The organism is Bradyrhizobium sp. LCT2, from assembly GCF_009931255.1.
In the GTDB taxonomy this organism is placed as follows: Bacteria; Pseudomonadota; Alphaproteobacteria; order Rhizobiales; family Xanthobacteraceae; genus Bradyrhizobium; species Bradyrhizobium diazoefficiens.
Genome location: NZ_CP034432.1, coordinates 9,195,939 through 9,216,920, shown reverse-complemented (window position 1 = coordinate 9,216,920; position 20,982 = coordinate 9,195,939). Strand labels below are relative to the sequence as shown.

Below are 20,982 nucleotides of genomic sequence, written 5' to 3'. Positions count from 1 at the left end.
AATGCGTTTCGATCTCGTCGATCTCCAGCTGTTCATCGCAGTCGCCGACCAGCGCAGCATCACCCGCGGCGCGGAGCGGTCGCATCTGGCGCTGGCCTCGGCCAGCGCGCGCATCAAGGGGCTGGAGGATGCGCTCGGCGTCGCGCTGCTCAAGCGCGGCCGCCGCGGCGTTGAGTTGACCGCGGCCGGCGAGAGCCTGCTCGATCATGCCCGTCTCGTCATTCACCAGATCGACGCCATGCGCGGCGATCTCGCCGGCTTTGCCAGCGGCGTGCGCGCCAGCGTGCATTTTCTCGCCAACACCTCCGGCCTGTCGGAGCATCTGCCGAAGGCGCTGGCCGGCTTCCTGCGCGAGCATCGCGACGTCGCCATCGACATCGAGGAGCGCGAGAGCACCGACATCGCGGCGGCGATCACCGCCGGTGCCGCCGACCTCGGCTTCGCCGCGGAGCACGCGCTGCCCGACCATATCGAGCGCTTCGTCTTCAGCGAGGATCACCTGACGTTGGTGACGTCACGGCGCGGCCCGTTCGCCGGCCGCCGCCAGATCGATTTTCAGGAGGCGGGCGCGTGCGAGTTCGTCGGGCTCACCAGCGCCACCGCGCTCCAGGTTCATATTTCGAAACACGCGGCCCGGCTTGGCATGCGGCCGCATTACCGCGCGCGCCTGCGCGACTTCGATGCGATCTGCCAGATGGTCGCCGCCGATGTCGGCGTCGCCCTGGTGCCCGAAGCCGCTGCCCGCCGCTGCGCCAAGCTGATGCCGCTCGCCATGGTCCGCCTGCGCGATGCCTTCGCCAACCGCAAACTCGTGATCTGCGCGCGAAGCTTCAAGACGCTGCCGCGCCCGGCCAAGATGCTGGTGGAGCATTTGCGGGCCGAGGCGGTGTGAGGGCGTTCGCTTACCGAGCGCTACTTCGCCGTCTCCACCCTGGCGTCCTTGATCACCTTCGTCCACTTCCTGGTCTCGTCCGCGATGAATTGGCGGAAATGCTCCGGCTCATCACCAACAAGCGTCGCGCCTTGCGCGGCGAGCTTTTCCTTCACGGCCGGATCCGCCATCGCCTTGGTCGCCAGGCCATGCAGCGCTGCGACGATCTCCTTCGGCGTGCCCTTGGGCGCGACCATGCCGTACCAGTTCTCGATGCGCAGATCAGGAAAGCCCGCTTCCGCCGTCGTCGGCACCTCGGGCGCGGTCGGTGCACGCTCGACTGAACCGACCGCGATCGGCCGTAAGGCGCCGGCCTTGACCTGCGGCAGCAGCACCGGAAGATCGAGGAACGTCATCTGCACCTGCTGGCCCAGCAGGTCGTTCACCGCGGGTGCGGCGCCGCGATAGGGCACGTGCACGATGTCGATCTTCGCGGTCAGCTTGAACAATTCGCCGGCGAGGTGCGGCAGGCTGCCGGGGCCGGAGGAGGCGAAGTTGAGCTTTCCGGGCTGCGCCTTGGCGAGCGCGATCAATTCGCCGATGTCCTTGGCGGGCACGTTGGTGGCGACGACAAGCATTTCCGGCACGGTTGCAACCAGCGTCACCGGCGTGAGGTCGGACAATGCGTCGTAGGCGACCCGCTCCATGCTCGGGCTGATCGCGAGCGCGCCGGCTGAGGAGATCGCGATGGTGTAGCCGTCGGGCGCGGCCTTCGAGACCGCGTCGGTGCCGAGCACGCCGCCTTGGCCGCCGCGATTGTCGATCAGCACCGGCTGGCCCGAGAGCTCGGACATGCGCTGGCCGATCACGCGCGCGATGATGTCGTTGGGGCCGCCGGCCGGGAACGGCACGATCAGCTTGATCGGCTTGGCCGGAAAATTCTGGGCGGAGGCGAGGGCGGGAAACAGAAGCAGGCTTGCGAGGAAGAGCTTACGCCAGTTTTTCATACAAGCCTCTTGGGGCGGCTATCCGTTGAGCAGTTTCATAGCTTCTTCGTGGACCCTGGCATCGCCCGCCGCGATGATGCGGCCGCCGCCCTGGGCCGGCTTGCCTTCCCAGGTGGTGACGACGCCGCCGGCGCCGGTCACGATCGGGATCAGGGCCGCGATGTCGTAGGGCTTCAGCTCGGTCTCGACCACGAGATCGACGTGGCCGGCCGCCAGCATGCAATAGGAGTAGCAGTCGCCGCCATAGCGCGACAGCCGCGCGCCCTTCTCGATACGGCCGAAAATGGCGCGGTCGCGCTCGTTCATGAGCAGCGGGCTCGTGGTGTAGGTCGTCGCCTCCGACAGCGAAGCGCAGCGGCGGACCTGGAGCCGACGCTCGCCGGAGGGGCCTTTATAGTTGGCCGAGCCGTTGTCGCCGGAAAAACGCTCGCCGATGAAGGGCTGGTGCATCATGCCGAACACCGGCGCGCCCTTGTGCAGCAGCGCGATCAGCGTGCCCCAGATCGGGAACCCGCCGATGAAGGACTTCGTGCCGTCGATGGGATCGAGCACCCAGACATAGTCGGCGTCCTCGCGCTCATTGCCGAATTCCTCGCCGACGATGCCGTGCTGGGGGAAATTGGCCTTGATCAGCCGCCGCATCACCGCCTCCGCGGCGCGGTCGGCTTCGGTCACCGGATCGAAATCCTTGGTCTTGCTCTTGTCGTCGATCGACAGCGAGGTGCGGAAGAACGGCAGGATGGTTTCGCCGGAGGCGGTGGCGAGCCCTCCGATGAAGGCTGAGAAGTCGATCACCGTCACGGCGCATCCTCAAAACGAAAGTCGGGTGAAGCTCGCATCTGCCTATCTCAATTCGCCTCTCGCGTGCAGCGCTGTCTTGATTTGCACCCTGGTATTTTGGATGCCGATGCCGGTTGCCTCATCCGAGCCATCTGCTGGCCAAATATCGATCATTGAGTTGAAAACTTAGTTCCGAACATGCCTTGTTCGTATGCAAATGACTATCAACCCATTGAATTTCCTTATCAAAGGAACTGAATCTGGGTTTCTCTGGAAGCAACAGAGCCATGTGTGTTTTGCATGGGAAATGGCTCAAAAGCCCTTGCACTTTGTGCGGCGCGGCCGCATATTGTTGCGGTGCGGTAGCGCTCTGCGTTACCGCTGCCCTCCTTGGGCGTTTCCTCCCTAGACTTGGGCCGCTTGCGTCATTCGCGAGCGGCCCTTTTTTCTTTGGGTCGCCTGTTTCACTTCGGCTGTGCGAAAACGCGAAGTGAAGATCCGGCGTCCGATACGCTCGCAGCTGTGTCTGGTCCCTGATCCGCGACGTGGTCGCGCGTCGCAGGCTTACCGCCTATTCCGCCGCGGCCTGGAACGGTCCGAGATCGCCGAACGGGATCGTGGCCGCCAACACGTCGGCGAGCACGCCGAAGTCGGTTGCCACTTGCGCAAAGCGCGGACTGCGCTCGCGTCGTCGCTCGTCCATGTAGATCGCGCGGTTGAGCTCGAGCTGCACCGCGTGAAGCCCGCTCGCCGGGTTGCCGTAATGCTCGGTGATGAAGCCGCCGGCATAGGGCTTGTTGCGGCCGATCGAATAGCCGAGCCCGCCCATGGTCTCTTCGACCCGGTCGGGTAACAGCGGGGTGCAACTCGTACCGTAGCGGTCGCCGATCACGATGTCGGGCCGGCGCGGCTCGTCCCTGCTGACGCCGACCGAGGGCATCGAGTGGCAGTCGACCAGCACCACCGTGCCGAACATCTGGTGCACCTTGTTGATCAGCCGGCGCAGCGCGCGGTGATAGGGCTTGTAGAGCGTCTCGATCCGCGCCAACGCATCGTCGACCAGGATACGGTCGCGATAGATCTCCTGGCCATCGCCGACCACGCGCGGGATGGTGCCGAGGCCGCCGGCGACCCGCATCGAGCGGGTATTGGCAAAGCTCGGCAGCCGCCCGGTGAACATGCGGGGGTCGAGCTCGTAGGGCTCGCGGTTGACGTCGACATAGGAGCGGGGAAAGTTAACCCGCACGGTCGGAAAGCCGCGGGCGCTGAGATGGCCGATCAGCTCGTCCATGAAGGAATCTTCCGACCGCCGCAGCGTCGGCAGGTCGATCCTGGAGGCGCTGAGGAATTCGTCCGGATAGGTCGAGCCGGAATGGGGCGAGTTGAAGATAACCGGCGCGCGCCATTCGGCGGGCTCGACGATCTCGAACGCTGGCGACATCTCGCCGTCAAACCGGGTCATCTTCTCAGGCTTCGTCCCTTATTCCCAGGCTTCGTCCCTTCACGCCACAAGATCCGGCCCCGCAGGATCCTGTAAGGCCCGGCAAAGGCTTGAACGGATTGATTCGGCCGGTCGAGCGGCTCTCATGTGTCGTCATTGTCCGGAATCGCAACCATTCTGCCAAGCGAAAAGATGTGATCTGCGCTGGAACATGTCTTAACCGTGCAGGCAGCGAGGCGGGGATCGTCCGGTCGGCTTCGATTGATTCGATCCGCATTCCGGTTCACAAGGAGCCGGCAGCGCGATCCGTCCAGGGTAAAGATTTTCACCCCAAATTTACCCTCTGTCGGGCTTAGTGACCTCTGCTGATATCCTCTGGGGATTCGACGTTTCCTGCCATGCCAAAGATCCTGCTCGCCGAAGACGACAACGACATGCGCCGTTTCCTGGTCAAGGCGCTGGAAAACGCCGGTTTTCAGGTCTCGTCCCATGACAACGGCATGGCCGCCTACCAGCGGCTCCGCGAAGAGCCGTTCGAGATGCTGCTGACCGACATCGTGATGCCGGAGATGGACGGGATCGAGCTCGCCCGCCGGGCCTCGGAACTCGATCCCGACATCAAGATCATGTTCATCACCGGCTTCGCCGCGGTCGCCCTGAACTCGGATTCGGACGCCCCCAAGAACGCCAAGGTGCTGTCCAAGCCCGTGCATCTGCGCGAATTGGTCAGCGAAGTGAACAAGATGCTGGCGGCCTAAATCGGCCTCCTTCCGTCCTTGCGCCGGGTCCCCTGAGCCGTTATAGGGACCCCACCGATGAAATGACCTCTAGGGCACGTAGCTCAGCGGGAGAGCACTACCTTGACATGGTAGGGGTCACAGGTTCGATCCCTGTCGTGCCCACCATCCTTCGCTCGCGATAGCGAGAGAAGGATGCCGCGCCGGCGCCCAAAGGGCGAAGGCGGGCTGCCGCCGCGAGCTTCGGCCAGGCAGGCCCAATCCCCCTCTACTTCAGTTCCGTATTCGCCACCGGCATGATGGAGGCGACGTGCCAGCCGGCCGCATCCTGCACGTAGGTCTGGCTGATCAGAAACGTATTCTGCTGCGCCGGCTTGCCCGGAAGTGCGCGCGTGAAGACGATCGGCACGAGGATCTGCATGACCTCGTTCGAAATCACGGCGACGTGGAATTTCGACATGTCGGGCTCGAGGTGCCAGGTGCCCTCGTAATACGTCTTGAACCGGGCGGCGACTTCGTCGCGGCCGCGCGTCTCGATGCCTCTGGCAAACAGCAGCGTGCCGGGCGAATTCAAGAGCATCGCCTTCACCGCATCGGCATCATGCGCATTCTGTGCCGCGATGAATTTCTCGAAGATCGCTCGTGCCTCGGCGTCATTCGCGGCAGCCTGCGCGCCTCCGACTGACCAGTACGTGGTGGCGAGAAACAGTGCCGCGGCCAGCGCCGCAACAGGACGGCGTCGTGAAGAACGTCGTGGCCTGACGTTGCTTGGAGATATCTCGGGTCGGATCATGTTCACCTCTGGTCATCTGCCGGCGGCATTTGAATGGTACGCATCATACCATTGATGGCTGCGTCGACGTTTTCAGAATTGCACGATCGGCGATAACCCTGACATCACGGAAACGTAGGCTTTGGGATGTCATAGGACGAAACAGGCAAGCTCTCGCCGCCAACAGCAAGTTGAGTTATCGTGCTGTGGCGTGAAGTAACCCGGATGAAGGTTGCCCATGAGCGTGTCCGTCATCGAACAGGCAAAAATCCAGGCGCAGGTGCTGGTGCCCTTGGTCAAGGCGCTCCAGGCCGAGCTCGGCGAGGCGCGCGCCAATGCGCTGGTGCGCAAGACGCTCGGCGATCTCTATCGCGGCTTCGGCGAGGAATTCTGGAAAGCCAAGAACGAGAGCGATCTCGGCAAGGCCGTCTCGTCGGCGTTCAGGACCTATGCCCGCGACGATGCGCTCGCCTATGACGTGATCGAGCAGAGCCACGACGCCTTCGCGTTCGACGTCAAGCGATGCGCCTATGCCGAGTTCTACAAGGCGCTGGGCGAGCCGGAGCTCGGTTTTCTCCTGGTCTGCACCGCCGACTTCGCGACCGCGGAAGGGTTCGGCCCCGACGTCAGGCTCACGCGCACGCAGACGATCATGCAAGGCGCGCCGCATTGCGACTTCCGCTATCGGCGCGATACGGGCGGAACCTGACGAGAGTGGCGGCTCTCACGCAGTTCCGTCTCTTGCCTCCAGCAGCAGATCCTTCAATCCGGTCGGATAGAGGCTGGGTCCGCCCTCCACGTCGAGATCGGCGAGGTCGAACCAGCGCGCGACGATCTGCTCGCCGTTATCCTCGCGGAAATCGATGCGATCCTGTCCGCTGAATGCGCCGTCGGGAAACGCGACCTCGGCGATGAACATCACCTCGTGCCCGGTCTCTCCCTCATGCGCAAAGATGTTCTCCATCACCAGCGGTTCGCCCGTGATGGCAATGTCGATGCCGAGCTCTTCGCAAAATTCCCGCACAAGCGCCGCCCGCCAGCTCTCGCCGAACTCGATCTCGCCGCCGAGCGGACGGACGCCCTTGATCCGGCCCGCATCGTCGCGCACCTCGGCCGCGAGCAGGCGCCCGTCCCGCCAGTGCAGGCCGATCGCGACGACGCGGATGTGAGGATGAGGGCGCCAGGTGGTCATGGAGCATCGATAATCCCTGTCGCACCTGCGCGCAACGATGAACGCCCTCATCGACCGGCGCCAGAACGGCCTGCCCGAGACGACGGACTTCAATGCAGCTGCGCGCTGACGCCTATCTATCGCCGTGCCATTTCTGCGCCGGCGCCGCAATGTCCGGCAGGTTCAGCAGATTGATCGCGCGGCAGGCGATCTGATCGACGATCTCGGCCAGCGACTGCGGCTTCAGATAGAAGGCCGGCAGCGGCGGCGCGACGATCGCGCCAATCTCGGTGGCCTGGACCATCGCGCGGAGATGGCCGAGATGCAGCGGGCTCTCGCGCACCAGCAGCACCAGGCGCCGTCGCTCCTTGAGCTGCACGTCAGCGGCGCGCACGAGAAGATTGTCGAGCTGTCCGAAGGCAACCGCCGACAGCGTCCGGATCGAGCATGGCGCCACGATCATGCCGCCGACCGGAAACGAGCCGCTGGCGATGCTGGCACCGATGTCCGAAACCGCATGGTCGCGAAAGGCGAGGGCGCGCAGGCGCGGCAGCGCCGAAGGGCCGACCTCCTCGGCGAGCGTACGCTCCGCTGCCGGTGAGATCACCAGATGCACCGCGCAGTGTGGATTCTCCGTCAGCCGCTCGACGATGCGCACGCCGATGGCCGCGCCCGAGGCACCGCTGATGCCGACGATCACGCCATGCCGCTCGCTCATGCGGGCTCGCGTAGCTGCAGCCCGCCGATCCCGCCGAGACCGAGCGCCGGCCACATCGCATCGACTTTGGCGATCACGGCGGAATCCATCGCCAGCGGCTCGCCCCATTCCCGCTCCGTCTCCGGCGGCATCTTCGTGGTGGCGTCGATCCCGAGCTTGCCGCCGAGGCCGGATTTCGGCGAAGCGAAGTCGAGATAGTCGATCGGCGTGTCGGACAGCGCCACGAGATCACGCGAGCTGTCGCTCCGCGTCGCCACCGCCCACATCACCTCGCGCCAGTCGCGAATGTCGATGTCGTCGTCGACCACGATCAATAGTTTGGTGTAGCTGAACTGCGGCAGCATCGACCACAGGCCCAGCATCAGCCGCCGTGCCTGGCCGGGATAGCGCTTTTTGATCGATGCGATCGCGACCCGGTATGAGCAGGTCTCGGGCGGCAGCCAGCAGTCGGTCACCTCGGGGAATTGCTGCCGGATCAGCGGCACGAACAGCCGGTTCAGGGCCTCGCCGATCCGGGACGGCTCGTCCGGCGCGCGGCCCGTGAAGGTCGACAGATAGATCGGCTGTTGCCGCGACGTGATGGCGGTGACGCGCAGCACCGGAAACTGCTCGACCGAATTGTAGTAACCGGTGTGATCGCCATAGGGACCTTCGGCCGCCGTCTCGGTCGCCGAGACAAAGCCCTCGATGACGATCTCGGCCGTGGCAGGGACCTCGAGCGGTACGGTGAGGCAGGGCGTCAGCTCGGGCCGCTCACCGCGCAGGATGCCCGCGAAGCGCAGCTCGGAGATCGTCTCGGGCAGTGGCATTACCGCGGCAAGGATGGTCGCGGGGTCGGCGCCGATGACGATTGCGACCGGCATGTCGCGCCCCACGGCCCTCCATTGCTGATGATGCCGGGCGCCGCCGCGATGGGCGAGCCAGCGGACAATGGCGCGGTCGCGGCCCAGGATCTGCATGCGATAGACGCCGACATTCTCCTCCTGGTCGGCGGCCGGCGATGCCGGCGGCGCGGTGATGACCAGTGGCCAGCTGATCAATGGGGCAGGCTCGCCCGGCCAGCAGATCTGCGCCGGCAGTTTCGTCAGATCGATGTCCTCGCCCATGGCGGCGCGATCCTGCACCGGCGCGGCTGCGCGCGAGCGCGGCCGGGTCGCAAGCGCGGCGCGGGCCAGCGGCAGCTTGCGCCAGGCATCCCGAACGCCGTGCGGGGGGCGCGGTGCGCGCAACTCGGCCATCATCGCGCCGAGCTCTTCGAGCCGGTCAGGCGTGATGCCCATGCCCCACGCGGTCCGCTCCACCGTGCCGAACAGATTGGTCAGGAGCGGCATGCCGGATGGAAGGCCGTCGGCCCTGATCGGCCGTTCGAACAATAGTGCCGGTCCGTGCTCGCCGATGACGCGCCGGTGAATCTCCGTGATCTCATGGACCACGGAGACCGGTTCGCGAATGCGTCGCAATTGTCCCTTGCCTTCGATGAAGCGCAGGAAGTCGGATAATTCGCGGAAGCGCGGAACGTCACGTTGCAAGCGGACAATCTCCTGAAAGGAGCAGAAGCTAGCCGGAGCGATTTCGCTCCTCATTGTTCCCGCTCAAATACATTCGCGCGCAATCGGCTCAGATATGTCCCATGAGTCATTCGTCCCTCGCGTCCGGCCCGTTGCCGACAATCCCGCCGCTTCTCGCGCTCGCGCTGCGTCCCTTGCCCCTGCTGCCGCTGCAACTCGTTCTCGGTGGGTTCCTGGAGCGGATCCTGAGGCGCAATCCCGGCCTGCTCGACAGGCTCGGCGAACATCGCCGTGCACGGTTCGGAATCAAGCCGACCGACTTGCCGTTCGCGTTCATCGTCGAGGCCGCGCCAGCGCGATTGTCGGTGGTGCGCGAATTGCCATCCGGCTTGGACGCCTGCGTCTCCGCCTCGCTCGCGAACCTGCTGGCCCTGGTCGAGGGCAGGGTCGACGGCGATGCGCTGATGTTCTCGCGCCAGCTCGGAATCGAGGGCGACATGGAGGCGGTGCTGGCCTTGCGTAACGCGATCGACGATGCGCGGCTCGATCTGGCCGCGGAGCTGGCGTCCCTGTTCGGTCCGTTGGGCGAGCCGGCCAGGCGTTCGTTCGAGCTCGCGCGGGACAGGTTGACCGGCGCGCCCCGGGAGCAGGGGTGATGGAGCTGATCTGTCCCGCCGGCACGCCGGCCGCGCTGCGGAGCGCCATCGATGCGGGCGCTGACGCCGTCTATTGCGGCTTCAACGACGAGACCAATGCGCGCAATTTTCCGGGGCTGAACTTCAGCCGCGGCGAGCTGCGCAAGGGGATCGCCTTTGCCCACGGACGCGGCGCGCGCATCCTCGTCGCTATCAACACCTTTCCGCGGGCGTCGTCCGTGGCACTCTGGCAACGGGCGGTGGACGATGCCGTCGATGCCGGTGCGGACGCGCTGATCGTCGCCGACATCGGCTTGATGGATTATGTCGCAAGGCGCCATCCGAACCAGCGCCTGCATGTCTCGGTGCAGGCGGCGGCCGCGAACCCCGACGCCATCGCCTTCTATGTCGAGACGTTCGGAGCGCGCCGCGTCGTGCTGCCGCGCGTGCTCAGCGTTTCGGAGATCGCCGAGATCACCCGCGAGACGACATGCGAGACCGAGGTGTTCGTGTTCGGCGGCCTCTGCGTGATGGCCGAAGGGCGCTGCTCCCTGTCGTCCTATGCCACCGGGAAATCGCCGAACATGCAGGGCGTCTGCTCGCCGGCAAGCCACGTGGCCTATGAGGAGACCGCGAAAGGAACGACATCCCGGCTCGGCGGCTTCACCATCAACCGCTTCGCTCCGCAGGAAGCCGCGGGCTATCCGACGCTTTGCAAGGGGCGCTTCTCGACGGCGCTTGGTGACGGCTACATTTTCGAGGATCCGGTCAGCCTCGACGCCACGACGCTGCTCGGCGGATTGCGGAGCGCCGGCGTGGCCGCGCTGAAGATCGAGGGACGCCAGCGCGGACGCGCCTATATCGAGAGCGTGGTCCGTCACTTCCGCCGCGCGCTCGATACGCTGGAGGATGGAAGCGAAGCCGATATCGTGAGCCTGAAGCCGTTCACCGAAGGCCAGGCCTCCACGCTCGGCGCCTATCGCAAGACATGGCGATGATCGTTCGGCGATGACTGGTGAAGCGAGGGCTGGCGGTCCAACCATGAATGAGAGATGCCCCGATGCAGCTTAGTCTCGGTCCGGTCCTGTACAATTGGGCGCCGGAGCGCTGGCGCGATTTCTACTTCCGGATCGCCGACGAGGCGCCGGTCGACGTCGTATCGGTCGGTGAGATCGTGTGCTCGAAACGGTCTCCGTTCTTCGCCGGGCATCTGCCTGAGGTGATCGAACGCCTCCAGCAGGCCGGCAAGCAGGTCCTGCTGGGCTCGCTGATCCTGGTGTCGCTGCGGCGCGAACGGCGTCAGACCGAAGAGCTCTGCGCCGCCGGGGACGCGCTGGTCGAGGTCAACGACCTCACTTGCCTCAGGTCGATCAAGGGCCGGCCGCACGCCATCGGGCCCTTCGTCAACATCTACAACGAGACCAGTGCGGCCTTTCACGTCCGGCAAGGCGCCGCGCGCATCTGCTTGCCGCCCGAACTGCCGGTCGCATCAGCGGCGGCGATCGCCGCGGCGCTGCCGGAGGCCGTGATCGAGATATTCGCTTTCGGCAGGGTGCCGCTGGCGATCGCGGCCCGCTGCTATCACGCGCGGCTTCACAAGCTCGCCAAGGACAATTGCCGCTTCGTCTGCGAGAAGGACCCCGACGGGCTCGCGCTGAAGACGCTGGACCAGCAGGATTTCCTGACCATCAACGGCGTGCAGACCCTGTCGCATGCCTGCACCAATCTCGTCAGTGACATCGGTGCGCTGCGCGAGGCCGGGATCGGCTCGCTGCGCCTGTCGCCGCAGGACTGCGACATGGTCGAAGTCGCAAAGACCTTTCGCGACGTGCTCGACGGGCGCAGGTCAGCCGAAGAGGCAAATGGCCGCCTGTCCGAGCTTTACCCGGGCGTCGCCTTTGCCGACGGTTTCCTTCGCGGCCAGCCCGGCTTTTCCTTCGCGCGAGCGTAGCCGGATCAGCTGACCAGATATTTCTTCACCGCTCCCTCGTCCCACGCAATGCCGTTGCCCGGCTCCTCGTTCGGCAGAGCAAAGCCGTCCTTGATCTTCAATCGCGTCGAAAGCACCGCGTCGGCCCAGTCGACATATTCCAGCCAGTGCGCGGTCGGCGTCACGCACAAGAGATGCGCGCTGACTTCCGAGAACAGGTGCGTCGACATCTCGATGCCGGAGGCATGCGCGAGCGCGGCGGCGCGGAGCCAGCCGGTGACGCCGCCGATGCGCTGCACATCAGGCATCACGTAGTCGCAGGCTTCCGCCGACAGCGCCGCTTGCATCGAGAAGGCGCTGTCAAAATTCTCGCCGATCTGGACCGGCGTGCGCAGCGCGTCCGCGATGCGGGCGCAACCCTCGTAGTCGTCGTGGCGGATCGGCTCCTCGATCCAGCTCAAGCCCTCGTCGTCGAGCATCTCGCCGCGGCGGATGGCTTCGGTGACCGTCAGGGCCTGGTTGTAGTCGCACATCAGCGTGACCTGATCGCCGACGGCTTTTCTCACCGCGCGCACCACCGCGAGATCCTCCCGCGCATCGGGCCGGCCGACGCGGATCTTGGCGGCGTGAAAACCCTCCGCCAGCAACCTGTGCGCCTCCTCCACCGCGGCGCCTGCCGGCATGATGCCGAGCCCCTTCGAATTGTAAGCCTTGACCGGCTTCGGCGCGCCGCCGAGGAGCCTTGCCAGCGGCAGGCCTTTGCTGCGGGCCAGCGCGTCCCAGGCCGCCATGTCGATGCCGGATTGCGCCAGCCGCTGCAGGCCGGCGAGGCCCAGCAGCGTGAAGCGCTGGGCCAACTTGCGCTCGATCTCGAGCGGCAGCAGCTCGTCGCCGGCAAGCAGCTCCGACATTTCCGTGACCATCGCCGTCAGCGGCTTCAGGGCCGACGGCGTGATCGAGAACAGATAGGCGTGCCCGCGGGCGCCCTGGTCGGTTTCGCAGTCGATCAGCACCAGCGGCGCCCTGGCAACCGCCCCGGTCGAGGTCTGGAGCGGCAGGTTCATCGGCACGATCACGGGCCGCGCATTGAAGCGCTTGATGCGGACGGTCTCGGTCATGGGCACTGGCTCCGGATGATCAACGCAGGTTGATCCCGATCTTAAACCTTCGTGATGAAACGGAAAGACGCTTGATGAGACCACCATAAAATGGGGTTGCGCGCGCCCGCTTTTGTTGGCTCTGTGCCGCCGCAGGCTTTGCCGCAAATCCCGGGAGGTTTGCGACAAAAGCGCACACAACGGAGCCACAGTGTGAAACAAGAGATCGCCGAAGAACAGCGCAAGAGCGGCGTCCTGACCGGTGCCGCGATCGCGTTCCTGCTGCTCGCTCTGCCGCTCGCGGTGTGGCTGGACCTGACCGAGCTCTCCAAGACGGCGCTGCGCCGGCAGGCCGCCGATCTCAATTCGGTAATCACGAGTGTGCGCAGCTATTACGCGACCAACGTGGTCGGGCGCATCATCGCCAATCCGAATGGTACGACCAGGGTGGTTCACAATTACGAATCCGTTCCCGGCGCGATCCCGATCCCGGCGACGCTGTCGCTGGAGCTCGGACGGGTGATCGGCGCGCAGCAGGAGAACATCACCTACCGCTTCGTCTCGGACTTCCCGTTCCAGAACCGTGCGCCGCACCAGCTCGACAAGTTCGAGAAGGACGCGCTCGACGCGCTGCGCAGGGATCCCGAACAGAAGATCTTGGAGACCGAGACCTCGCTGTTCAACGACAAGGTCCGCCTCGTCGCCCCCGTCACGATGGGCCCGGCCTGCGTGAGCTGTCACAACAGCCACCCCGAAAGCCCGAAGAAGGACTGGAAGGTCGGCGATATCAGGGGCATCCAGGAGGTGATCATCGCCCAGCCGATCGCCGCCAACATCTTCTCGTTCAAGTTCCTGCTGGCCTATTTCCTGATCGCCGCAGGCAGCGGCCTGTCCTTCCTCTCGCTCCAGCGCCGCCAGGCGAGCCGCATCAAGGGCATGAACAAGGAGCTCGAATCCGCCAACGACTTCCTCGCCTCGCTCTCGATGAAGATCTCGCGCTACATCCCGCCGCAGGTCTACAAGAGCATCTTCTCCGGCCAGAAGGACGTCATCATCCACACCGAGCGCAAGAAGCTCACCATCTTCTTCTCCGACATCCAGAATTTTACGGCGACCGCGGAGCGGCTCCAGCCCGAGCAACTGACGCAACTCCTCAATGAATATTTCACCGAGATGTCGGCGATCGCCCACGAACATGGCGGCACGATCGACAAGTTCATCGGCGATGCCATGCTGATCTTCTTCGGCGACCCCGAGACCCGGGGCGACCGCGCCGATGCGCAGGCCTGCCTCCAGATGGCCTGGCGCATGCAGCAGCGGCTTGCCGAGCTCAATGCGAAGTGGCGCGCCTCCGGCATCGAGCAGCCGTTCCGCTCGCGCATGGGCATCAATTCCGGCTATTGCAATGTCGGAAATTTCGGCAGCAGCGACCGCATGGACTACACCATCATCGGTGCCGAGGCGAACCTCGCCGCGCGCCTGCAATCGATCGCCGAGCCCGGCGGCATCGTGCTGAGCTACGAGACCTTTGCGCTGGTCAGCGACATCGTCCGCGCCCACGCGCTGCCGGCGATCACGATGAAGGGCATCAGCCGCGAGGTGATTCCCTATTCGGTCGACGCGCTGAACGATGCCGCGGCGGAGAACAGCGGCATCATCACCGAACGCGCGCCCGGCCTCGAGCTCTATCTCGACCCCGCGGTGGTGAAGTCAGGCGATGCCGCGCGTGTGCGCGCGCTGCTGGAGAATGCGCTGGCCTCGCTGAAGCCGGCGTGAGGGTGCGCAGCCGCTTTACCGGTCGAGAGAGTCCCCGTGCGGCACCCCCCTCCCTAACCCTCCCCCGCAAGGGGGGAGGGAACGCAGTTGTGCGCGTGGCTGCGTCAAGGTGGCAATAATTGGCTTTGGTTCTGTGAACTCATTGAGCTTGTGAGCCGAACTCTCACCGCGTGGCACACTGCGCTCCCTCCCCCCTTGCGGGGGAGGGCGGGGGAGAGCGGGGGAGAGGGGTAGCCCAGCAAAAGGTGCGCGTGAGCAGGCTACCGCGCCGCGCCTTCCGTGAATGCGGTTTCGATCACGTCGCCGAAGGGCTGCCAGGAACGGCCGTCGAACTGCACCAGCCGCATCTGCCTGATCGGCAGATAGCTGTCCGGCGAGGTGTTCATCCTGATGTTGGGGAGCGCGAGGGAAGGCTGATAGCTCTTCAGCGAAGCCGCCTGACGCATGATGTTCTCGCGCGAAAAATCGTCGCCGCATTGCTTCAGTACCTTGGTCAGCGCCTCGGCCGCGGCGTAGCCATAGACTGCCGCGCTGTTGTTGGTGCTTTCGACCTGGTGGTATTTATCCATGAAGGCGAACCAGTCCTTCATGGCGGGATCGTTCTTCCATGCGGGATCGCTCGGATCCTTCAGGAAGGCGGCCGAGACCACGCCGGCCGAATTCTCCAGGCCCGCGGGCGCCATCGCATTGGCGATCGAGGCGGAGGCGTCGTTCACGATGAAGACCGGACGCCATTTGAGCGACGCCGCCAGCTTGATCACCTTGGACGCCGTCGACGGCACGCCGAGAAAGACGAAGATGTCGGCGCCGGCGCGCTTGAGGATCGAGACGTGCCCTTCGAGATGCTCGTCGTTGATATCGAAGGCGATGTCGACGAGGACGTGACGGTTCAGATCGCCGAGGCCTTCCTGGATACCCTTGTAGAGCATGCGCCCGAACTGGTCGTTCTGCCAGAGCACCACGATCTTCTTCCGCGGATAATAGGCCTGGATGTAGTTGGCGTAGATGCGTCCCTCCGACCGGAACGACGGCTGCCAGCCCATGGTCCAGGGAAACGCCTTGGCCTGGCTCAGCTCCTCGTCGCCGGTGGCGAGGAAAAGCTGCGGGATCTTCTTCTCGTTCAGATACCAGCGCGTGGCGAGATTCCCGGGCGTGCCGAACGAGCCGAACATCAGATGGACGTCGTCCTTCTCGACCAGATTGCGGGTCAGCTCCAGCGCGGCCGCCGGATCGGAATTGTCGTCGCGGGTGATGAAGCGGATCTTGCGGCCGTTGATGCCGCCGCGCGCGTTGATCATGTCGAAATAGGCGGCCTCCGCGGTGCCGATCGCGCCGAACTCCGAGAGCGGCCCCGAATACGGCATCACATTGCCGATGCGGATCTCGTTGTCGCTTGCCGGTTGTTCGGACCGTTGCTGGGACATCGCCCCGAGCGAAGCGAAGGCGATGATCACAATGAATAGCAGCCTGCCGGTGACGCGCATGCTCGACACCTTGTTGTTGGCCCCCAACGAGGTCGGCTCAGTCCGCACCAAGGCGAGTTGATCTACGTCAAGCGTTTGTCAAAGCTGTGGCTTGGTGGCGCACTTCAAAGCAGCGCAGCTGTTAGCGCGAACGAAAGCGGCAGGCGTGCTGACGCGCTGACAAACGAGGGAGTGTGCCGTGTGGCACCCCCCTCCCTAACCCTCCCCCGCAAGGGGGGAGGGAACGCACCTTCGTTGTGGCACGCGTTCGTTCTTATCAATTGCGACAATGCGGTGAGGCACAGCGTAGCGGCGCACACCGCTGCGCTCCCTCCCCCCTTGTGGGGGAGGGCGGGGGAGAGGGGTGGCCCAGCAAAAGGTCGGAGCAATTAAAACGCGGCGCCCGCAACTCCCCGCTACGGCAGCCCCCGCGCCTCCAACTGATGCACCAGCAGCAGCGTTGGTTCGGCAAGGCTGTCGCCGGAGCCGTCGAGGCCGAAGGCGGCGGCGATGCCGTCGCGGCTGCGCAGGATGGTGCCGCGCGGACAATGGCCGGCGCCGCAGAGCGTCTTCTTCAGGGTCTCGCCCTGCGCCACCAGCCTGGTGGAATCGTCCGCGGCCCAGGCCAGCACGATCGGCACGTCGACATTGAGAATGCCGGGGAAGACCGAGCGCTTGTCGTACTGGGTGGCGTCAGTGCCGAGATAGGCCTTCTCGTTGTCGCTGGCGTCCTTGCCCACGCGATAGATCCCTGACACCAGCACGACGCCCGCGACGTCGGCGCGGTCGGTCTGGAGCTCGGGATGCGCCAGCAGGGTGGCGACGTGAAAGGCGCCGGCGCCATAGCCGACCGCGACGATCTCGCGGGCATCGCCATTGAACAGGTCGATATTGCCGTGGACCCAGGACAGTGCCGCCGCCACGTCCGTCGCCCCGGCGGGCCAGCTCGCCAACGGCGCGAGGCGATAGTTGACGCGCACCCCGATCATGTCGTTGCGCGCGGCAAAGCACATGATCTGGTCCTGGATCTGGCGCGACAGCTCCGGCGCCGCATGGTCGCCGGTGAAAGTGTCGCCCGCCACGAACAGCAGGACCGGCCGCGGCGTATCCGCCTTTGTCGCGCTGGTGGCGACATCGAGCACATTGGCTTCGCTCTCGCCGTAGCGCAGGCCGCGCGCGAAGGTGACCTGCTCGCAGAGCCGCGCGGTGCCGCCGGCGGTGGTGTCGTTGTCGGTCAGCCCGACGCGGACGAGATCGGATGGCGCAGCCAGCCGCGTCGGAACCGGACCATGCGCGGAAGCTGTCGAGACGGTCAGAACAAGCAAAAATGCGAGATAATTCTTCATGATGGTGCCGGGCCTTGCGCGCTCATATTGGCTCGCTCTTGGGGCCTGTCTTTTCAATTCGCCTTATTAGTTGGCTGGTCTTGAGGCGATTTGACGGCGCCCTCGGCGCTCAATTCCCCGGCTCGAATGTGCAATCCGCGCCGCTGCCGTCCTTCCGCCTGATCGCGTTGGGGTCGATCGTGCAGCTCAGCTTGGCGAGGCTCTCGAAATTCGATCCCGCCGCGCCGTCGGGCGGAACGCCGGCCAGCGCTTCCGTCGCGAAGATCTCGTTGGCAGTGGAGCCGTTCACGGTTTTCACCTTCTTGCCGAAGGTCACCTCGCAATTGCGAACGGTGATGTCGACATTGCCGGTGCGGCAGACGATCCGGTCGGCGGTCACCACAATGGCCTTTTTGTAGGGAATGTCGGCATTGGCGGCGAACAGCATCGCCACCGCCTTCTTCTCGGCGCCGGTGAGGTTCGGCGACAGCGGCGCGATCACGCCCGCGAGCGCCAGCGCCGCCGAGCCCGAGACCTTTGCGGGCGTGGCTGCGGAGGCGCCGGCGACGTGGGACGTGGCGGCAAGAACAAGGGCGCAGGATAGGATCGATCGGCCGGATTTCATCCCTGCCTCCATGGGCCCGAAATCTCAGGCGGCCTTCTTCCGTTTGACCGTTTTCTTCGCCTTCCTGGCCTTTTTTGCCGCCTTCTGGGCCGCGAGATACGCTTCCACCTTCTTGGCGGAATGGCCGGCTGCGGCCACAGCGGCCTTCAGCTTGGCCGGGGTGATCTTGAATTTCTTCGACCAGTAGCGGACCTCATAGGCCTCGCTCAGCGCGATCCGGCTCTTGTCGGAGGCGCGGTGCTTCTGGAGCTTGATGTAGGCCTCGACCTTCTTGGCGGAGTGGCCGACCTTCTTGACGGCGTATTTCAGCTTGGCCGGCGTCACTTTGAACTTCTTCGACCAATAGGCGACTTCGTATTTCTCGGTGAGCGCAATCAGGGCGCGATCGGCTCCGCCCCGCTTTGCCTTGTTGTCGGCCATGCTTCCCTCCTGCCGTGGACAGCGTCCAGTCTAGCATGCAACCGGATTTGGAAGGCAAGGCGCGGGGCACGCGGGAATTGCGCGGCGGGGACGTTTTGCACCGATGTGTCAGAAGGTTGTGCGGCGCGACCGGGCCGCGCGCCGGAGCGGGCTTTCTACTGTGCATGGGGTTGTTTTCGCGTCTTTGTGTCCCTCGCACGTCCGTGATGGAACCTTCTGGCGGCTGGCGCGACTTATCCTTAGACACGGGAAGAAACGTGCGAGGCTGTCATGGCAGAGAAGCATACCGCCGATCCGGCAGAGATCATGCGGGCGACCGGTCACCCTGAGCTGGAATATGCCGCCGGCTGGACCATCGCCGGTCTCGTCACCATCGGCACCATCGTCGCCGCCTGGGTGTTCGCGATCTAGGCGACTGGAAACTGCAGCTCGAAAGCCGCGCCCTCGTCGGTCGGCTTCAGCCTGATCGAGCCGCCATGGCTCGCCATCACCGCGCGCACGATTGCCAGCCCCATCCCCGTGCCGCCCTGGTCGCGGCGGGTGGTGAAGAACGCGTCAAAGATCCTGTCACGGTTCGGCGCCGAGATCGGCTCGCCGTCATTGCTCACGGTCAGAAGCAGGGTCGTGCGCTCGTCCACCGCCTCCAGCCTGATTGTCCCAGCCTTGTGCCGCACCGCGTTGTCGGCGAGATGCGACAGCACGATCAATGCCTTCTCGCCGGACATGCCGATCGCCCGGTCGAGGCTGCCGCTGGCCTCGATGGAGCTTTCCGGAAATCTGCTCCTGAGGTCGGCGATGACGGGCGCAAGCTCGGTGCGCTCGTTCTGCGGCAGGCTTTCGGCGCGGGCGAGCTCGCGCAGCCGCTGCGCCATCGCCTCCAGCCGCTGGGTGTCGGACAGGATGTTGGCGATGAACGTTTTCTGCTCGGCCGGCGTCAGGCCCTCGGATTTTCCTTGAACCGAATCCTGCAACAGCTCGGCCGCGCCCTTGATCGAGGTCAGCGGCGATTTCAGCTCGTGGGTGAGGTGCGCCGAGAAGGTCGCGATGTAGTCGGAGCGCCGCGCCAGCTGCTCGGCCATGCCGAGGAAGCTGTGCGAGAGCTGGGCGAACTCGCGCGTGCCGTAGTGCCGCAGCGGCCTGAACGCCTCGCGGTCGCCGCGGCCAATTCTGGCGGCGCGGTCGATCAGCTCGCGCATCGGCAGCGTGATGGTGCGGGAGAACACGAGGCCGATCGCGATCGTGCCGAGGATCACGGCGAGCCCGGCCAGCACGAACTTAGCCCGCTCCTGGTAGAGATGGTCGAAGATGTTGCTCGGCGTCCGCGTGGTGTAGATCACCCCCGCGACCCGGTTGCTGACGATGACGGGCATCGCCGAGAACACGTGCACGCCGAGGCCGCGGCTGAAGGAGTAGATCGGCGGCGGCGGCTTGTCCGGCACGCGGTTGCGCAGGGTGGCGCGATACTGCCCGTGCAGCGCGTCCGCGACCTCCTCGATATGGGCAAGCGACTGCCCGACCTCCTGGCGCCCGGCGATCACCACGCCCTGCGGATCGAGGATCCTGAAACCCGCCAGCGTCACCTTCTGGGTCTCGCGGATGATCGGCGTCAGCCTTGCGCCGATCTCGACATAGGCGGGCTGCGCCGGCCGGATTGCTGCTTGTGCATCGGGCCGCCGGCGGAGCAGATCGTTGGCGGTGAGGTCAAGCGCGGGACGGATCGGCGTGACCTGGTCGCCCGGATCAGGCAGCACGCCCGGCGGCACCTCGGCTCCGAGCGTCAGGCCACTGTCGAGCCTTGCCGCGACCTCCTGCGCATAGATCGTCGCGAGCACGCGGCTTTGCGCGATCAGCTCGGCCTGGGTCTGGCGGATCAGCTGGTTGTCGTAGAGGCGGAAGAAGAACAGGCCGACCAGCGGCAGCACCGCGACGGTCGTCAGCACCGCGAAGATCACGAGCCCCAGCGACGGCCGCCATTTGTCGGGGGCCGCGCTCATGCCTCTTTCTCGCAGCGGCCGAGCTTGAAGCCGACGCCGTGGATGGTCTCGATCACGTTGTCGCAGGAAAGCGCCGCGAGCTTGGCGCGGATGTTGCGGATGTGGCTGTCGATGGTGCGGTCGGAGACCTGGATGTTGAGCTGATAGGCCGCGCGCATCAGCTGCTCGCGGTTGAACACCGAGGTCGGCCGGGTCAGGAACGCGCGCAGGATGCCGAACTCGATCGCGGTCAGCTTCAGCGGCGTGCCGGCGAACGACGCCACATGCTGCTCCGGATCGATCAGCAGGCCACCTTGCGCCAGCGCGCTCGGCCCGGCCTTGACCTCGCCATTGCGCGGGCTGAGCCGGCGCAGGATGACGTTGACCCGCGCCACCAGCTCGCGTGGGCTGAACGGCTTTGTCACGTAGTCGTCGCCGCCGATCTCGAGGCCGAGCACGCGGTCGATCTCCTCGTCGCGCGCCGACAGGAACAGGATCGGCACGTCGGAGCCTTTGCGTATCTCGCGGCAGACGTCGAGGCCGTCGAACTCGGGCATGCCGACGTCGAGCACGATCAAATCCGGCCTGTCGGCGGCAAAGCGGGCGAGTGCCTCCTTGCCGTCGCCGGCCTCGATCACGTCCATGCCGGCCTTCTTCAGGGCGACCCGGATGACCTCGCGGATGTGGCCCTCGTCGTCGACGATGAGAATGCGATGCGCCAAGTAAACTCTCC

General features: G+C 65.3%; 22 protein-coding genes and 1 tRNA gene. 9 read left to right on the top strand and 14 right to left on the bottom strand.

Annotated features, from left to right (window positions below; translation table 11 throughout):
- Position 1: 1 nt before the first annotated feature.
- Complete coding sequence (locus EI171_RS43510) at positions 2-892, top strand: LysR substrate-binding domain-containing protein (RefSeq protein WP_028173870.1); 891 nt, start codon at positions 2-4, stop codon at positions 890-892.
- A 20-nt stretch (positions 893-912) separates the two neighbouring features.
- On the opposite strand, the gene EI171_RS43505 is transcribed toward EI171_RS43510, so the two are convergent.
- The 3 genes from EI171_RS43505 to EI171_RS43495 form a co-directional block, all read right to left on the bottom strand.
- Entirely contained in the window at positions 913-1,878 is a 966-nt protein-coding gene (locus EI171_RS43505; protein WP_161536807.1) for a tripartite tricarboxylate transporter substrate binding protein, read from the bottom strand.
- Between the two features lie 18 nt (positions 1,879-1,896).
- Positions 1,897-2,679, bottom strand: coding sequence for a histidinol-phosphatase (hisN, locus tag EI171_RS43500; protein ID WP_011090456.1), 783 nt, complete (start codon positions 2,677-2,679; stop codon positions 1,897-1,899).
- A gap of 550 nt (positions 2,680-3,229) precedes the next feature.
- Entirely contained in the window at positions 3,230-4,120 is an 891-nt protein-coding gene (locus tag EI171_RS43495; protein ID WP_011090455.1) for an N-formylglutamate amidohydrolase, read from the bottom strand.
- A 377-nt stretch (positions 4,121-4,497) separates the two neighbouring features.
- On the opposite strand from EI171_RS43495, the gene cpdR reads away from it, so the two are divergent.
- Both cpdR and EI171_RS43485 read left to right on the top strand, forming a co-directional pair.
- Positions 4,498-4,857 carry a cell cycle two-component system response regulator CpdR gene (gene cpdR / locus EI171_RS43490; protein WP_007597092.1) on the top strand — a complete coding sequence of 120 codons (360 nt, stop codon included), beginning with the start codon at positions 4,498-4,500 and terminating at the stop codon, positions 4,855-4,857.
- A 72-nt stretch (positions 4,858-4,929) separates the two neighbouring features.
- Positions 4,930-5,004, top strand: a tRNA-Val gene (locus EI171_RS43485).
- A gap of 100 nt (positions 5,005-5,104) precedes the next feature.
- On the opposite strand, the gene EI171_RS43480 is transcribed toward EI171_RS43485, so the two are convergent.
- Entirely contained in the window at positions 5,105-5,629 is a 525-nt protein-coding gene (locus EI171_RS43480; protein WP_161536806.1) for a nuclear transport factor 2 family protein, read from the bottom strand.
- 217 nt (positions 5,630-5,846) lie between these two features.
- On the opposite strand from EI171_RS43480, the gene EI171_RS43475 reads away from it, so the two are divergent.
- Positions 5,847-6,317, top strand: a complete 471-nt coding sequence (locus tag EI171_RS43475; protein ID WP_161536805.1) for an L-2-amino-thiazoline-4-carboxylic acid hydrolase — start codon at positions 5,847-5,849, stop codon at positions 6,315-6,317.
- A gap of 15 nt (positions 6,318-6,332) precedes the next feature.
- Here EI171_RS43475 and EI171_RS43470 read toward each other — a convergent pair whose 3' ends face one another.
- From EI171_RS43470 to EI171_RS43460, 3 genes are all read right to left on the bottom strand, one after another.
- Entirely contained in the window at positions 6,333-6,800 is a 468-nt protein-coding gene (locus tag EI171_RS43470; protein ID WP_161536804.1) for an NUDIX hydrolase, read from the bottom strand.
- Between the two features lie 112 nt (positions 6,801-6,912).
- Positions 6,913-7,497, bottom strand: coding sequence for a UbiX family flavin prenyltransferase (locus tag EI171_RS43465; protein ID WP_161536803.1), 585 nt, complete (start codon positions 7,495-7,497; stop codon positions 6,913-6,915).
- A complete protein-coding gene (locus tag EI171_RS43460) occupies positions 7,494-9,080 on the bottom strand; it encodes a UbiD family decarboxylase (RefSeq protein ID WP_246740412.1) in 1,587 nt (528 codons plus the stop codon). The genes EI171_RS43465 and EI171_RS43460 overlap by 4 nt, the downstream gene beginning before the upstream one ends.
- Positions 9,081-9,127: 47 nt before the next feature.
- Between EI171_RS43460 and EI171_RS43455 the strand changes: the two genes are divergently transcribed.
- From EI171_RS43455 to EI171_RS43445, 3 genes are all read left to right on the top strand, one after another.
- Positions 9,128-9,661 carry an SCP2 domain-containing protein gene (locus tag EI171_RS43455; protein WP_028173877.1) on the top strand — a complete coding sequence of 178 codons (534 nt, stop codon included), beginning with the start codon at positions 9,128-9,130 and terminating at the stop codon, positions 9,659-9,661.
- A complete protein-coding gene (locus EI171_RS43450; protein ID WP_161536801.1) occupies positions 9,661-10,638 on the top strand; it encodes a peptidase U32 family protein in 978 nt (325 codons plus the stop codon). The genes EI171_RS43455 and EI171_RS43450 overlap by 1 nt, the downstream gene beginning before the upstream one ends.
- A gap of 62 nt (positions 10,639-10,700) precedes the next feature.
- Positions 10,701-11,591, top strand: coding sequence for a U32 family peptidase (locus tag EI171_RS43445; protein WP_161536800.1), 891 nt, complete (start codon positions 10,701-10,703; stop codon positions 11,589-11,591).
- Between the two features lie 5 nt (positions 11,592-11,596).
- Here the strand turns inward: EI171_RS43445 and EI171_RS43440 are convergent, their stop codons facing one another.
- A complete protein-coding gene (locus EI171_RS43440) occupies positions 11,597-12,688 on the bottom strand; it encodes an enolase C-terminal domain-like protein (RefSeq protein WP_161536799.1) in 1,092 nt (363 codons plus the stop codon).
- A 192-nt stretch (positions 12,689-12,880) separates the two neighbouring features.
- Here EI171_RS43440 and EI171_RS43435 point away from each other — a divergent pair, with 192 nt between their 5' ends.
- Positions 12,881-14,443, top strand: a complete 1,563-nt coding sequence (locus EI171_RS43435) for an adenylate/guanylate cyclase domain-containing protein (RefSeq protein WP_161536798.1) — start codon at positions 12,881-12,883, stop codon at positions 14,441-14,443.
- 260 nt (positions 14,444-14,703) lie between these two features.
- On the opposite strand, the gene EI171_RS43430 is transcribed toward EI171_RS43435, so the two are convergent.
- The 4 genes from EI171_RS43430 to EI171_RS43415 all read right to left on the bottom strand — a co-directional run bounded on the left by EI171_RS43430 (position 14,704) and on the right by EI171_RS43415 (position 18,276).
- Complete coding sequence (locus tag EI171_RS43430) at positions 14,704-15,927, bottom strand: ABC transporter substrate-binding protein (RefSeq protein WP_028173882.1); 1,224 nt, start codon at positions 15,925-15,927, stop codon at positions 14,704-14,706.
- A 395-nt stretch (positions 15,928-16,322) separates the two neighbouring features.
- Positions 16,323-17,252 carry an alpha/beta hydrolase gene (locus tag EI171_RS43425; RefSeq protein WP_161536797.1) on the bottom strand — a complete coding sequence of 310 codons (930 nt, stop codon included), beginning with the start codon at positions 17,250-17,252 and terminating at the stop codon, positions 16,323-16,325.
- 109 nt (positions 17,253-17,361) lie between these two features.
- Positions 17,362-17,856 (bottom strand): hypothetical protein, encoded by a 495-nt coding sequence (locus tag EI171_RS43420; protein WP_060909038.1) that lies wholly within the window; start codon positions 17,854-17,856, stop codon positions 17,362-17,364.
- 24 nt (positions 17,857-17,880) lie between these two features.
- On the bottom strand, positions 17,881-18,276 hold the full coding sequence (locus EI171_RS43415; RefSeq protein ID WP_011090348.1) for a DUF3606 domain-containing protein: 396 nt from the start codon (positions 18,274-18,276) through the stop codon (positions 17,881-17,883).
- A 270-nt stretch (positions 18,277-18,546) separates the two neighbouring features.
- Between EI171_RS43415 and EI171_RS45215 the strand changes: the two genes are divergently transcribed.
- Positions 18,547-18,687 (top strand): hypothetical protein, encoded by a 141-nt coding sequence (locus EI171_RS45215; RefSeq protein WP_007597071.1) that lies wholly within the window; start codon positions 18,547-18,549, stop codon positions 18,685-18,687.
- On the opposite strand, the gene EI171_RS43410 is transcribed toward EI171_RS45215, so the two are convergent.
- The gene (locus EI171_RS43410; RefSeq protein WP_161536796.1) at positions 18,684-20,270 is read right to left on the bottom strand and encodes an ATP-binding protein; all 1,587 of its coding nucleotides are present in this window, start codon (positions 20,268-20,270) and stop codon (positions 18,684-18,686) included. The genes EI171_RS45215 and EI171_RS43410 overlap by 4 nt on opposite strands.
- The gene (locus EI171_RS43405; RefSeq protein ID WP_161536795.1) at positions 20,267-20,971 is read right to left on the bottom strand and encodes a response regulator transcription factor; all 705 of its coding nucleotides are present in this window, start codon (positions 20,969-20,971) and stop codon (positions 20,267-20,269) included. The genes EI171_RS43410 and EI171_RS43405 overlap by 4 nt, the downstream gene beginning before the upstream one ends.
- Positions 20,972-20,982: the final 11 nt, after the last annotated feature.